Source organism: Brevibacillus humidisoli, assembly GCF_020923435.1.
In the GTDB taxonomy this organism is placed as follows: Bacteria; Bacillota; Bacilli; order Brevibacillales; family Brevibacillaceae; genus Brevibacillus_E; species Brevibacillus_E humidisoli.
This window is the reverse complement of sequence record NZ_CP087263.1, coordinates 1688167-1702710: the sequence shown is the minus strand read 5'-3', so window position 1 is coordinate 1702710 and position 14544 is coordinate 1688167. Positions and strand designations below refer to the sequence as shown.

The 14544-nt window shown below is 52.1% G+C and carries 13 protein-coding genes; all 13 read right to left on the bottom strand.

Annotated elements, in window-relative coordinates; translation table 11 throughout:
- Positions 1–179: 179 nt before the first annotated feature.
- Complete coding sequence (locus LOK74_RS08480; RefSeq protein ID WP_230046205.1) at positions 180–1223, bottom strand: polysaccharide deacetylase family protein; 1044 nt, start codon at positions 1221–1223, stop codon at positions 180–182.
- A complete protein-coding gene (locus LOK74_RS08475) occupies positions 1220–1936 on the bottom strand; it encodes a phosphocholine cytidylyltransferase family protein (RefSeq protein ID WP_230046204.1) in 717 nt (238 codons plus the stop codon). Before LOK74_RS08475 ends, LOK74_RS08480 begins: the two co-directional genes overlap by 4 nt.
- A 54-nt stretch (positions 1937–1990) precedes the next feature.
- The gene (locus tag LOK74_RS08470) at positions 1991–2728 is read right to left on the bottom strand and encodes a CDP-alcohol phosphatidyltransferase family protein (protein WP_230046203.1); all 738 of its coding nucleotides are present in this window, start codon (positions 2726–2728) and stop codon (positions 1991–1993) included.
- 6 nt (positions 2729–2734) lie between these two features.
- Positions 2735–4165, bottom strand: a complete 1431-nt coding sequence (locus tag LOK74_RS08465; protein WP_230046202.1) for a flippase — start codon at positions 4163–4165, stop codon at positions 2735–2737.
- On the bottom strand, positions 4162–5163 hold the full coding sequence (locus LOK74_RS08460; RefSeq protein ID WP_230046201.1) for an LCP family glycopolymer transferase: 1002 nt from the start codon (positions 5161–5163) through the stop codon (positions 4162–4164). The genes LOK74_RS08465 and LOK74_RS08460 overlap by 4 nt, the downstream gene beginning before the upstream one ends.
- Positions 5160–7103 (bottom strand): polysaccharide biosynthesis protein, encoded by a 1944-nt coding sequence (locus LOK74_RS08455; RefSeq protein WP_230046200.1) that lies wholly within the window; start codon positions 7101–7103, stop codon positions 5160–5162. Before LOK74_RS08455 ends, LOK74_RS08460 begins: the two co-directional genes overlap by 4 nt.
- Before the next feature lie 88 nt (positions 7104–7191).
- Positions 7192–8157: an ATP-grasp domain-containing protein gene (locus LOK74_RS08450; RefSeq protein WP_230046199.1), complete on the bottom strand. Its 966-nt coding sequence runs from the start codon at positions 8155–8157 to the stop codon at positions 7192–7194.
- Positions 8138–9457, bottom strand: coding sequence for a type III PLP-dependent enzyme domain-containing protein (locus LOK74_RS08445; protein WP_230046198.1), 1320 nt, complete (start codon positions 9455–9457; stop codon positions 8138–8140). Before LOK74_RS08445 ends, LOK74_RS08450 begins: the two co-directional genes overlap by 20 nt.
- Positions 9458–9466: 9 nt before the next feature.
- A complete protein-coding gene (locus LOK74_RS08440) occupies positions 9467–10636 on the bottom strand; it encodes a DegT/DnrJ/EryC1/StrS family aminotransferase (protein ID WP_230046197.1) in 1170 nt (389 codons plus the stop codon).
- Between the two features lie 116 nt (positions 10637–10752).
- Positions 10753–11361, bottom strand: coding sequence for a sugar transferase (locus tag LOK74_RS08435; RefSeq protein ID WP_230046196.1), 609 nt, complete (start codon positions 11359–11361; stop codon positions 10753–10755).
- Complete coding sequence (locus tag LOK74_RS08430) at positions 11358–12578, bottom strand: glycosyltransferase family 4 protein (protein ID WP_230046195.1); 1221 nt, start codon at positions 12576–12578, stop codon at positions 11358–11360. The genes LOK74_RS08435 and LOK74_RS08430 overlap by 4 nt, the downstream gene beginning before the upstream one ends.
- The gene (locus LOK74_RS08425; RefSeq protein WP_230046194.1) at positions 12575–13852 is read right to left on the bottom strand and encodes an O-antigen ligase family protein; all 1278 of its coding nucleotides are present in this window, start codon (positions 13850–13852) and stop codon (positions 12575–12577) included. The genes LOK74_RS08430 and LOK74_RS08425 overlap by 4 nt, the downstream gene beginning before the upstream one ends.
- The gene (locus LOK74_RS08420; protein ID WP_230046193.1) at positions 13853–14539 is read right to left on the bottom strand and encodes a CpsD/CapB family tyrosine-protein kinase; all 687 of its coding nucleotides are present in this window, start codon (positions 14537–14539) and stop codon (positions 13853–13855) included.
- Positions 14540–14544 lie beyond the last annotated feature (5 nt).

Below are 14544 nucleotides of genomic sequence, written 5' to 3'. Positions count from 1 at the left end.
CTGTTTTACGGGACACACTACACAAAAAAGATCCCGGTGAAGCGGGACCGTCATTTTTCAGGAGGTGGAAAAGCAATGTCCGTTACCTGCTATTACTGTGATCATGACAGTGAACGTGTGCGCTATGTGACCTTTTATGAACACGATGGGGAGCACGATGAGCCGCTCTGCGATTCCTGTTATGCCGAATGGTTGGAATCACTGAAAGGATAAGACTTAGCCTGAAGGTACTCTACCACCTCTTCCATGTTCATGCTGATCATCCCATATGCTGAGGACATATGGGCATAATGGTCAAGAATCCTCCGCAGGAGATCGAGATTCTCCTGCAGGTGGTTGCCAAAGTTATGCGGATGCCACCATAGGTGATAGATCATGCCGTGACGGGCGGCGTGCTCCATGCTCTTCATGATTCTTCTCTGGCGCAGCGGTTCCAGCAGAGCCAGCTTCCTCCCATACGGACGCAGAAATCGGCTAGCGGGGATGTTGCATGGCATCTGACCAACCAGTTGAGCAGGATGGTAACAGTTATGTCCTGACACATTGCAATAAGCATCGACTAAGCGCAGTCCCCGTTTCAACAGGGACTCGTTTTGTTCACTGGCTGCTTCATACAGCCAATGCGGCTGATTTCCCCGATACGATTGGATTCCATGTTCAGCGCAAACAGACAAGTAAGCAGGATTGCACTGATTGCGTGGAAAAACAATGCTCTCAAAGTGCACCCCGGATGCGGCTGCCACCTTGACCGCACAGGTGAGATCCTGGTCAAAGTCGGCAAGCGTTTGCCCGTCTTCTAGACAGTAGTAATGAGAAAACGTATGCGTGCCAATCCTCTGGTGTGGTGTAGAGAGAATCTGTCTCAGCAACGATGGAGCGTAGTGATACGGATCGTCCTGTTCGTCTGCACCGAGTAGCTCCTCCTCGATGTACAAATAGGGCGACAATCTCCGACGATTGTACTGGGGACGCCTTTCCGGCAAACTTTGCAGCAGCTGCCACCGAGACGAACAAAACAGAAAGCCCACGGTTGCCCACGTGGCGTGAATCTCATACGCAGAAAACAGCTCCAAGATGGAAGAAACGGCTCTGCGGGCGCCGATCAGCATCTCCTGACAACTGCGTAAGGGCCATTGATCCCGTATCCCCCAGTACAGTTCAAAGTCAAGGGATATGACCAGGATTCCTCGCTTCTCGATCTGCTCCAGTTCTCTTCTCCTCATACTTTCGCCAACTTGTTTGCATACTCGAGAATTCGTTCGTAATCGCGCAGAGTATCCACTTCTGCCCAGAACAAACCGGGAGGGATCTCCTCTACATATACATCCCGTTCTCCGATGAAAGAATACAACACATTCTCCCACCACAAATGATGCTGCTGCCGGTTGATCAACTGCTCCATCCGCTCTTTGAAGAGCGGCAGAAACGGACGGCAAATCTTGGCGATTCCCAGATATTCACCGGTTACCTCATCTCCGTCCAGTTCTTTCCCATGCTTTTGCAGGACTCCATCGCGGTAGGACAGCTTATAGTCTGCTTCCTTTCGTCGCGTCCCGTCGGAGAACAGAACAGGGCTTGCCTCGTCAGCCAAAATCTCGTCCAGGACTCTCTCCTCCATGTACAGATCGGCATTAAGCAGCAAAAAGTCGTCGCCGTGGAGAAATTCGCGAGCAAACCAGAGGGAGGCAATACTGTTTGTCATATCAAAGAACGGATTGTGATAGATATGCAGCCCTTCCCCTTTGAGCAGATCACACAGGCGGTTGGCTTGATAGCCAACGACGACCGCGATCTCCTTTACCTCTTTTCTTCGCAGCTGGCTGATCGTGTGTTCGATCAGCGTTTTTTCTCCCACCCGAACGGTGCATTTCGGAATGCTCTTGATCTCCTTGCTAACCCTCGTCCCCATCCCGGCAGCCATCAGTACCGCTTTCATGGAAAGCCCCCCTCATTGTTCATGCAAGACAGCAGATCCACTTGCAGCTGGCATCTATTTGAGATAAGCCAAGTTTAACTTGATTTTATACAGCGCGCGGAGCACTGCGATGATCAGGTGGTACAACGTCCAGACTAGAATCGGCCACTTGACGCCTGCTGCAAACCAAATCAGGCCGAACAGAAACAATCCGAACTGAAAACCGGTTGCCGTGAGCAAGAGGAAGATTACGCCGTCCAGCCACTTGCTTTTTTTACGGGATGAGACACTTTGAGCGGTCACGTTCGACTGTGGAAAAGCAAGCATCGATCCGTCCGAAGCCATAATTTCGGCAAAGATGGCGAACAGCGACACGTACAGGAGATATGCACCAGCCGCATCGTGGAAGAGACCGTAGACAATACCAAAAAAGCTGATATATAGCGCATAGTTTAGTCCAATATCGAGCCACAAACCGCCGCTGCTTGTCTTTCCCTTGAATCGAGCCACTTCACCGTCCAAGCAATCAAAGAGATAGGCCAACTGATAGAAAAAACAGCCTAACAGAACGGATGTTGCCGAACCGGCCATAAAGAAGGCCGCCGCGGTCAGTCCACTCAGAATGCCAGCTACGGTCAAGGAGTTAGGCGATACTGCCGTCCGTTGGGCAAGCCACCAACTAACGTAGATGGAAAGACGCCGCGTCACGTAAAATGACCAGAATTCTTCCCTGTCCCATGGTTTTTGCACCTGTCGTCGTCTGGCTAACCAACGTTCATCGTCGATCGCCAATGTCGGATACTGATTTCCCACATCTGTTCACCGCCTTTCACCGCTTGTCGAATGGGTAATCGGGACAAGCCTTCTGATAGGTGTCGGCAGGTACCATGTCCGAAAACCAAATACGCGTGATGCATAACGGGTCGCAAGCAGGTCTCTTACTCCCATACTAAGGGAGGTGGCAACCGCCGCCCCTGTCATCCCCCAAATCGGGATCAGCAGACAGTTGCCCAAAATGTTGACAGCAGCTGAGATCAGCAGCGTATCTCTGGCCCGCCGCTGATGCCCCGTCATATTGAGCAGAGCAATCACGTTGCCGGTCATGGAACTGATAAACTGGCCTGCGCACAAGATGAGCAGAGAGAGACCTCCGGAAACAAATTCCGCTCCAAACAGAGAGAGAAACGACTCGGCAAAGAATGCCAAACCAATAAGCATCGGAGCGGAAGTCCAGAACAACAGCCGATTGGATGTACCGACTAACTTCTGTAGACGAGTGACGTCACCACTCCAGTACAACTCGGAAAACTTGGGCAGCAAAATCGTATTGATCGAGGCAAAGGAAAAACTGGTTAACAGGGACAACTTGAGGACGATACTGTAAATGCCAACAATCTCTGGAGTCGTAAATACGCCAAGCAGAAGGGTGTCCGTCCAGTCCATGAGCAGTACCATTGAAGAACTTAGGTACATCGGCAGTGACAGAGACAAGATCTGGTGTACTTCGATCCTGGTTGAAGTAGTGGTTGCCCCCTCTTTCACCATTCCGTGTGAGTTGCTGTCCTGTGAACCGGCTGCCTTCCGATGCCACGTTATCGCTCCCCAGAGCGCAGTCACTGTAACGGCCAGCCCATACGTGTACATCACATAAAGCGAATCGAGCGGAAAGAGCAGCAACATCAATAACAGTCCAGAAATGTGCAGCACACGGATCGCCAACACTTCAAACCAGATCGAAGAAGATGTCTTCTTTTCGGCGCGAAACGCAGCGGCATACAGTCGTGTCAGCAGCACACAGGGAAGCAGTAGGGCGGCGATCTGCAGCGGCACGATAAGCAGGTCATCGGTAAAGATTGCCCTCGCCAGCCATTCGGCACTGGCCCACAACCCAATCCCCGCAACGACGGCTGCGATCGAAGTGACGGCAATCACCTTGTTGACCAAATGTGGGATCAGATGACTCGATCCCTCTGTACGCAACTCCGGTATCAGCCTGATCAATGAGGTGTCCGTTCCTGCTGAGATCAACACCATTCCGATCGTGAGAATGGTTACGGTCAGATGAAACACACCTACTTCTGCGGCGCCATACACTCGGGCGATCAGCAGCTGCAGCAGGTAGATCAAAGCGAACGAGAGAAACCGCAACAGGAAAGCGGCAGTAGAGGAGCGCATCACTTCAGCGTAGTCATGGTCGCTCCTCCATCTGTCCCGTTCTCTGTTAAGCAGGCGGTGCAGATAATTGATCACGGGACTGCCCCTCCAAGAGGCCAGTGCCGCTCTGTCGTATCCTCTAGCAGAAACGCTTCAAAACGGTCATGAACTCGCGCCCTCTCTTCTGGTGTTACGATGTAGTAGTAGATGCCATCGATGACCTTGCCGCTTCCCCGCAACTGATCCGTCTCTACGTTTTCAGCAGCGGGCCGATAGCGCCCGATCACTTCTTTCCATTCCTCATAGTGTAGATTGGTCTTCACGCTTGCCCCAATCCGCTCAAGAATCTCATGGTTATTTGTCACCAGCGACATCTTTGCCTTATCAAGAATCGCCTTGATCACCTGCTGCTGCCGCAAATTCCGTCCCAAATCGCCGGCGGGATCATAATAACGCATCCTGGCGTAGGCTAACGCCCTTTCCCCGTCAAGGTGAATCGTTCCCACCGGGAATTGGTATCCCCAATATTGGTAAGCCGTCTGATTCTGCACCTCTATCCCACCCAAGACATCAATCAGTTGCTCAAATCCTTCCATATTGACAGACACATAGTAATCAATCGAAATGTCAAGAAACGCCTGTACGGTGTTGATGGTCATCTCCGTTCCACCGAACGCATACGCATGGTTGATTTTGTCTAAAGTCCCACGTCCGACCAACTCGGTTCGGGTGTCTCGCGGAATACTGACCAAAAGCGTCGTCTTTTTGGCAGGATGAACGGCAGCGAGGAGCAATGTATCGGAACGCCCTCTGTCATTTTCCCGTTGATCCACTCCAAAAAGCAGTATCGTAATCGGCTTTGCATTCACAAGGATAGGCATCTTGTTGTGCCTCACGGTCGGTGAGGTGTCGAGTGGTTGGTACACTCGATCGGCCGTCAGCTTGATCGTGTAATAGAAGCTGTACAGATAAGCAGCAATCGCCGCCAGCAGCAGGAGCAGCAAGCTAACTGCGAAACGCAGCAAACGAACCTTTTGGGTACGCCGCTTAGCGTCAATGGCCTGACGCCGGGTAACCGTTCTGGAGTACGTCACTTGGCGGACACTTCTACTTGTGGTTGATCAAACCGCAGGGAAGGGAGTGAAAGCGCACTCTGGTTGGCTGCCGTTTCAGGCACTGGCTCCCCCTGTCGGCCATTGTGCAGATAGGTCGGAACAATCTGCTGCAGCATTCCGACAATATCATGTTTGCTGCAGTGATAATCAGTGCGGGTGACCACCATCTCCAACTCCTTGATCTGCTCTGAAAGAACAGGCCAATAGTGGCCAGTCGGTTTACAGACGAATATACGGTCGTGATTCGTTGCGCCCATCCCTTCTTCGCTGGTCAGCAGTTCCTCACGCAGCTTCTCTCCCGGACGAATGCCAGTGTAGACGATCCTCACATCCTGATGAGGCACAAGTCCGGACAGGCGGACCAAGTCCTGAGCCAGATCGGATATCTTGACTGGTTTGCCCATGTCGAGGATAAAAATCTCACCTCCCTCGGCCAGTGCACCAGCCTGAATCACCAGCTGTGCCGCTTCTGTGATTGTCATAAAAAAGCGCATCATCTCTGGATGGGTGACGGTCAGTGGGCCTCCTTGCTGGATCTGCCGCTTAAAAATCGGAATCACACTCCCCCTACTGCCAAGTACGTTACCGAAGCGCACAGCGACGAACTTCGTCTCGCACTGATCGTTGAGTCCTTGTATCAACATCTCTGCTATCCGTTTGGTAGCTCCCATCACACTGGTAGGATTGACCGCTTTGTCGGTGGAGATCAGCACAAACTTGCTTACGCCGCATTCCACGGCGCACTCAGCAACGTTTTTCGTCCCGAAGATGTTGTTCTTCACCGCTTCTTCCGGGTTCAACTCCATCAAGGGAACATGTTTGTGAGCAGCGGCATGAAATACAACGGATGGTCGATAAGTCGTCATCACATCCCGAATCCGCTTGCGGTCTTTGATATCAGCGATAATGGCCACCTGTTCGACAGTTGGAAACTTGCCGCTCAACTCTTGCTCTATCTGAAAGATGCTGTATTCACCTCTTCCAACCAGCAGCAGCTTGCGCGGTCCAAATGAGGCAATCTGACGGCACAGTTCCGAGCCAATCGATCCGCCAGCCCCGGTGACCAGTACGACTTCCTCTCTCAGATACTGGGAAATTTTAAGCGGATCAAGCTGTACCGGTTCTCTGCCGAGCAGATCTTCTATCTTCACTTCCCGGATCATCTTGATCGATACATCGCTGCAAAGGAGGTCTGAGACGCGCGGCAGAATCCTTACTTCCACGTTGCACTCTTTGCATATTGCAAGTGTATCCGTAATGGTCTCCTTCGGAGCAGACGGCATGGCCAACACCACCTTGGCAATCGCATACCGCTTAACCACTTCCGGAATATCGATCCGTTTGCCAACAACAGGTAGTCCATACACATGCAGGTTCAGTATTCTGGGATCATCATCGACAAAAGCGACGGGCAGATAGTCCGATTCGCCCGACAATGTCAGTTCTCTCGCTACTAACACTCCTGCATTCCCTGCCCCGACAATCAAGGTCCTGTATCGACGAGGTTTTCGTCTCCGGTAGGTGTCGTTCACTACCCTCCAGATAAAACGGGACCCACCAATGCCAATAATCGTAAAAGACCATGAGATCAGATAGAAGGACGGCGGAATGGCTATCTGCGACAATGCATACTGTACAACCGATGTAGAGCAAAAAAACAATACTTCTGCCACTGTGACGGATTTGATGATTGCGATCAGTTCCGTATAACTGGCGTACTTAAACACGGGGCGATACATTTCTGTCCAAGCAAGCAGACCGATCACAAAGCCGATTTGCCCAATCAGTATGTAAAACATCACAAGGGAGTCAAACATTCGAAATAGATCGGACAATACCAGATAAGCGATTGCAACAGCCAGACTAACGATTGCCACATCCGACAACCCCATGAACAGCAGCCTTTGTCGATAACCCATAAAAACACGTCCCAACTCGTTTTACTTTCTATCTATGCCAGCCATTTGGGACTTATGTCCTTCGTCCTTTCTTATGAGCAGCATTTTTTTACAGCAACCGGATCTGCTCATACTTGACCATGATGCTTCCATCGGGATATGTGCGGCAATCGCCGGGCACGTTGGCTATCCCGGCAAGATTGTGGAGGATTAGTCGGATAAAGTTGACACCGCATTCGTAAGCATGTGGATATCCCCCTCCAAAGCGCGGATTGATCTCGGATATGACGAAGCCCGTATCGGTTTGAAAGCAGTCGATGTCGATCGGTCCTCTGAGCGGCAGCGCGTACAGCAAATCTGTCGTTAACTGCTCAAGCGATTGATTATGAACCGAAACTGCTTTATCCGTTTCACCGGCACGCATATTGATTTTTTGCTTGCAAAACATGGAGATGAGCTCACTGGAGTGAAGGTCGACGTACGCATCGATTCCGTACTCCGCAGCGGTAAGAAACGGTTGTACAACCAGATGCGGATGGGATGGATCGGACCACAGGCTGTCCAACTGCTGGAGAGAGTCGATACGTCGGAGGCCGATACTGGCACTCCCCCATCGCGGCTTACAGAGCAAGGGAAAAGAGAGTTTGCCGCTATCAAGGGCATCGAAAATCTCGTCGAGCTGATCATAGGTAGGAACAGCGGGCAGCGCATGTTTGGTCAGAAAATCATACATCGCCTTTTTGTCGAGGCAGAGTTCATTCACTTCATAACAGGAAGCGACCAACTCCACACCTTCCTCTTGCAGAACATCCCGAGCGGCAGAAAGCCGCGACAGCTCTGGGTCAATCAAGGAGAGCACACCACGAATCCGATGCCGCCGACAGATCTTCAGCAAAGCAGGGAGGTAAGCGGGGTCGTCAATTGCCGGAACGATTTCGTAATGATCGGCGACGTAGAGGGCAGGAGCATAACGGCTGCAGTCGACAGCCACTACTTTGCCGCTGCCTGCCAACTCCCGACAGAAGTACTCGACGATTGGGACCCGCCGGCCGACACTACAGAGCAGAATATTCATCATCAACCCCCCTACGCACATCACGCAACAGCAGCTCGTGATGATACTCCCGCAGCTGATCGGGGAAGAACTGGTCAAACCTCTCTTTTTTCCTGACTAAAAGATATCCTCCATCGCTTGCCGCCACGATCGGAGGACGTTCCCGGATGAACGGGGGCTGAAACACAATCGTGTAGGCACCAACATGTCCAAATTGCAAAAAATCGCCTGGCTGAGGCAGCGGCGCCAAACAATTTTCACTCAGATAATCTTTTTCCATGCAGGTGTAACCGACAACGTGAAAAAGCTGTTCGCTCTGACGATTATCGTTGTTGTTCTGACGGATCACCTGAACGGGCAGCGGTTTTTTGTGCATGGTAGGTTTCACATTGTGGACACTCCCATCTACCAGAACGAACGTCTGATCGCCAATCTGTTTCAGATCGATAACCTGACAAATAAAGTGGAACGTGTCAGCGACGAGCGAAACACCCGGTTCCAGTATTAAAAGCGGAGTCAGGCCATAGGAAGTCAACTGTCGGCTTACCGTGTCGCAGATGACACGTGCATAGTCGTCAAATGAGGGCGGATCATCCACCCCAAACGAGTCTGGCAGAGGTCCGTAGAAGCCTCCCCCCACATCGATGTATTCCAGTTCCTGGCCTAACCATGTCCGTCCCAACTGACAGAGGTGGCTGGTGATTCGCTCGTAGACTTCGAGACTGCGATTAGTCGAGAAATGGGCGTGCAGGCCATTAATTGTGAGGTTGGGGATTTGACGCAATCGACTGATTGCTTCTCGAAGGCTGCCATTTTCCACACAAAAGCCAAAGCGACTCCGTTGATAACCATTTTGCAGGGGACTGTGGCCGTTTTTAGACAGATCAAAATTGACCCGCAGTCCTACCCTGATCGGTTGATCTGGACGTATCTCCCGATAGTGCTTGACATGATCAATCTCATAAAACGAGTCCAGATGAAGCATACTCTTGTTATCCAAGGCTAGGCAGATGTCATCCAGATCCTTGAGTGGACCATTAAAGATGATCCTTTGAGGTTCTACCCCGATTGTTTCGGCCAACTGATACTCCAAGCGGGATACGACTTCCGCGTACGCTCCCCACCTATCCATTTCCGTACACAGGTACGGCAGGTAATTGGTCTTGTAGGAATAAGCGATCGCAACCTGTTCGTATCGTCTAGCGAATGCATCATGCAGGCGTGATGCGTTTTGTGTCAGTTGATCGGGATAAAACAGAAAAAAGGCTGAACCTGCTGCATGGTACAGTCTGCTTATCATCCGATAGTCGTACATTATCATCTGCTCCCTTCACCCTCTTTGCTTCAGCACCTGTTTTAAGCAGGCTATCACTCTGGTCTGTTCATCGTCAGTCAGATTGGAGCCGGAAGGCAGACAGATTCCGCTGGAGAACAGATGGTCCGATACGCTCTCCCGCTCGCTGTGCGGGTAATACGGACAGTTTGCAAACAGCGGCTGCCGGTGCAGCGGTTTCCATACGTGACGAGCCTCGATGTTGTCTGCTTCCAGTGCTTCGATCAGTTCAGCCGGTTTGACAGAAAGACGTTCGTCGATGGTCGCAGTGCTCAGCCACCGGGTGCAGCGCCCGTAAGCCGCTTCCGGCATAAAATCGACGCCTGGGATCTCCGACAACTCCTCCTGATACCTGCCAAAGATTTTTCTCCGCGCTAAAATTCGTTCTTCCACTACGCTCAGTTGGGCTCTCCCTACTGCTGCCAACAAGTTGCTCATGCGATAGTTGTAACCCAGTTCACCATGTTGGTAGTATGGTAGCGGCAGACGGGCCTGTGTCGCCCAATAGCGGGCCTGCTCCAACGCTTCCAGATCATCGCTGACCAGCGCCCCGCCGCCAGAGGTGGTGATGATTTTGTTGCCGTTAAACGAATAGATTCCATAGCGGCCCAGTGTGCCGCTCATCTTGCCTTGGTAGGTAGCGCCAAGTGACTCTGCCGCGTCTTCGATCAGCGGCACTCGGTAGGCCGTACACAACTCCTGGATTGGGTCCATGTCTGCTGATTGTCCGTACAGATTGACGACAATGACGGCTTTGGGCCGTCGGCCTGAGCGGACGGCATCTGCTAAAGCACGCTCCAAGGCTGCCGGAGACATATTCCAGGAATTGGGCTCAGAATCGACAAAAATGGGCTCTGCCCGCTGATACAAGATAGGATTGGCACTGGCGACAAATGTAAGGGTAGAACATAATACAGTGTCACCCTCCCCTACCTCCGCAAGACGAAGCGCGAGATGAATCGCCGCCGTACCCGATTGGAGAGCGATGGCACCCGCCGCTCCGGTATACCCCGCCAGTTCTCGCTCAAATGACTCAATCTGCGGGCCATGCGGGGCGATCCAGTTGGAGGCCAATGCTTCGTTGAGAAGCGACTGCTCCCGCCCGCACAGGTGCGGTGGAGAGAGATAAATGCGTACAGGCGCCCGCTCGTGCTGTAGTTGCAACATCTGGTCCTTCTCTTTCCTAATGACACTTCTACCTGGATTGATCTGCTCCAACCTGCTTCGCTCCCTCCGGCATCTTTTCCACACCAGCAACACTGGCTGGCTGATTTCTGTTCCCTTCATCCATGATGCTGATGCTGATTCAACCCGGTAAAATCCTCAACCGTACAGTGTCCTTGTGCATGAATCCCTTTTGGGACAAACAAGGTCCCCGCCGTCCGCCACAAGATCTTCAGGTCTAGCCAGAACGACTGATGATCAACGTACCAAACATCCAGCGCAAATTTTTCCTCCCAGTCAATCGCATTGCGCCCATTCACCTGTGCCCATCCGGTAATTCCCGGCTTCACCTGATGCCGACGGGCCTGCTCGGCCGTGTAGAGCGGCAGGTACTCCAGAAGTAGTGGACGCGGTCCCACCAAGCTGATGTCGCCCCGGAGCACATTGAACAATTGAGGCAGTTCATCCAGGCTGTATTTGCGCAAAACATGTCCAAACGGGGTAATGCGCTCATCGTCCGGCAGCAGCTTTCCCGCTGCATCACGCTCATCGGTCATCGTGCGAAACTTGTACAGAGTGAAGGGCTTTCCCCTATACCCTGCACGCTGCTGTTGAAACATAACAGGTCGCCCCAGTTTGTACCGTACCAACAGGGCCACTCCTGCCAGCAATGGAATCGCTAATATGAGCAGGATACTGCCGACAAGCAGATCGAAGCAGCGCTTCATGATGATCCCTCCATTGGTTTGCGTTTGATGGGCGGCTGTTTGACCGCAGCCGAAGATGCAATCTGAGCAGACTTCAACGCTGCCATTGGCAGTAAGGCATCACGGTAGATGGCCTCCCACTGCTCCAAGCAGGAACGGAGATGGAAGCGGGCGGCCAGTTCACGGCTGCGCAGCCCCATGCTCTTGCGAAGTTCCCGATCCTTGCACAATGTGCGAAGAGCCTCCGCAACCGCCTGTGCATCGCCAATCGGTACCAAAAATCCGTTCTCCCCGTCTCGCACTAGTTCACGACTTCCCCTGACATCCGTCGCCACCACCGGTTTGCCTGCCGCCATCGCTTCCATGATCGCTCGAGGCAGTCCTTCCCGTCTGGAGACCAGTACACATAGATCGGCGGCAGCAACCATTTGGTGAACGTTCCGGTGGTACCCCATCAGGTGAATGCAATCGTCAATCCCGAGCTGCTCTGCCAGACGTTGAAGGTACTCTCGCATCTCTCCATCGCCGACAAGCAAACAGTGAATCGGCTGATCTTTGATCATGTGGATCGCTTCCAGCAGTTGCTGCTGGTTTTTGTTTTTGTTCAATTCAGCAACACACAGAATGATCAATGCGTCCCGTTCCACCCCCATTTGAGCCTGCAGTACAGAACGAAACGAGCACGATTGGGGGATGCGATACCACTCACTTGGCACACCGACACCAGGGATGTGGATCGCTTTGCTGCGCACCGGAAAGTGAGAACTGCGAGTAAAATCTTCTTCATTGATCGTCACCAGCAGATCGGTGATCCGGGCCATCAACCACTCCAACGGGTAGTACAGCAGCCAATTCAACCAGGGGGCGCCACGATAAAAGTGAAAGCCGTGCGCTGTATACACCACCTTCGGCACACCTGTCACCCACGCTGCGATTCTACCCAGGATACCCGCTGTCGGGGTGTGGACATGGACCAAGTGAAACTGCTCGCGGCGGAAACTGTGGATCAGCTGGCCTAACGCTGTCGCATTCGTCCACGAGTATGGACTTCTCTGGATTGCGATATCATGGCAGCAGACGCCCATCCGCTCGACAGACTGTCGACCGTCATCGGGAGCGGCGTAGGCGTGAACCTCACAGCCCATTTCCTGCAGCAGAGCAAAATAAGGCAGGTGAAACGCTTCGAAGTGACGGTAAACAGAAGCGATATAGGCCACTTTAGGCTGAATCTGATTCACGTTCTTTCCTCTCCCTTGTCAAACTGCAAAATGATGCCGGACTCCCTGACCCTAGAATCAAGCGGCGCTTTTACCGCCGCGACAGTAGCCAAGCCGGCCATAATCAACCACCAATGCCGCTGGTAGAGTGCCTCAATCCCCAACGACAAACCGATCATAGACAGATGCGCCATGATCAAACCGTACAGCAGTGGTCTTCCCGCTTGATCTGAGGAGCGATAAGCGTCAATTCCCCGACGCAAGAACCAGAGTAAGAAACCGGTAAACACCACAAAACCGACCAAGCCAAACTCAGTAAGAAACCATGTGGGCGTGTTGTGGATAATGATGCCGTAGACCTGCAAATAACTGCCCAAACCGGCTCCAAACAACGGATACTGCTGAAACATGGTGAGCGCATCCTGTAAAATCTCCAATCTCACCAAGATCTGCTCTGGTCGGCTGGCCAATACCATCATTTCGCTAATAAACGCTGTACCGCGAATCACTAATATAGCGGCGAAGGTGAAAGCCAGTGCCACCGTGGGATGAAGCGCGTAATAAAGTCGGTAGCCGATCAACATCAGCAGTACAATCACCAGACCAATCCAGGCAGAACGGGAAAATGTAAGCAAAATCCCGATCGGCAGTGTAAACAGGGTAAACAATCCCCACCTGCCGGCAATCAGCGGTCTATTCTGACAATAGGTGACGATATGAATCGCGAAAGCGGCTACCAACAGGCCGCCAAATGCATTGGGATCGTGCAGCATACCGGATATTCGCACACCCAATTCATTGATTCCGGGGAGTTCAATACCACTGAGGTAAACAGCGATCGCCAACATGTTGTGTATGCTTACATTGATCACAAACAGGCGCAACAAACGCACCCATTTGGCTTCACTGTCGATCACAGAGGTAAGGGCAACGTAGGTGGCGAACAAAACAAGAAGCCCGATATCCTTGTTGAGCAGTACATAGCGAGTCAGGTTGCCGTTATAGATGACAGACAAAAAAGTAGCCAGTCCGAATATCGCCGGCAGCAGAAAGTGCCAAAGGCTAAACACGGTGGCGCGAAAAACCAGTTTTCGCAGGCCCAGTAAAAGAAATATGGCCAGAAACAGATCGGATGGCGCAAAGCGCAGGTCAATCCCTGTTTCCAGTTGAATCGGCAGGCAGATCACAAACGCGTTCAGCAGTATTTCCAATCGCTGAGTCTCTCTTTGCTGTGGCAGAAGATATGCCTGTACAGATTGCTGTCGGATTGTGTACGCCTTCTCTCTTGCCAACACCTACCCGTCATCCCCGTAGTAATAAGTATCATTGAGATGGGACCGCTGTTTTTGGTTTAAAACGGTGCCGATCAAGTTAGCTGATACATGTTCCAGCAGTTGTTTCGCCTTGATTGCTTTCTGCCGATGGATATGCCCGGACCGCAGGACGAGAATCACCGCGTCCACCTGACTGGAAAGAAGTTGGGCGTCCGTTACCGGGAGTACAGGCGGCGTGTCCAGCAGAACAATATCATACTCCTCCTGCCAACGCTTGATTAAGCTATGCATCCTGCTGGAAGCCAATTCTTCTGCCGGATTGGCTACCCGCCTCCCCGCTGTCAACACATACAGGGGATAATCTGTCACTGGCTCAATGCAGGCTTCCGGCTCTTCCTCGCCGATCAGCACATCGGTCAAGCCGTTTGTATTAGCCAGTCGAAAAACGTGATGAATCGACGACTTGCGCAAATCGGCATCGATTAACAGCGTCTTTTTCCCCGCATGAGCCAGCGCCAACGCGAGATTGCTGATTGTCGTCGTCTTTCCCTCAGCCGGTTCAGCGCTGGTTACGATCAAAGACCTGTACTCCTTCTTACCTCCCGCCGTCGCATACTGGATATTGGTCCGCAACGTCCGATATGCTTCCGCATGGGGAGACTTGGGATTGACCATGTAAATAAGTTTGGGGGCATCTCTATGTCTCATCGGCG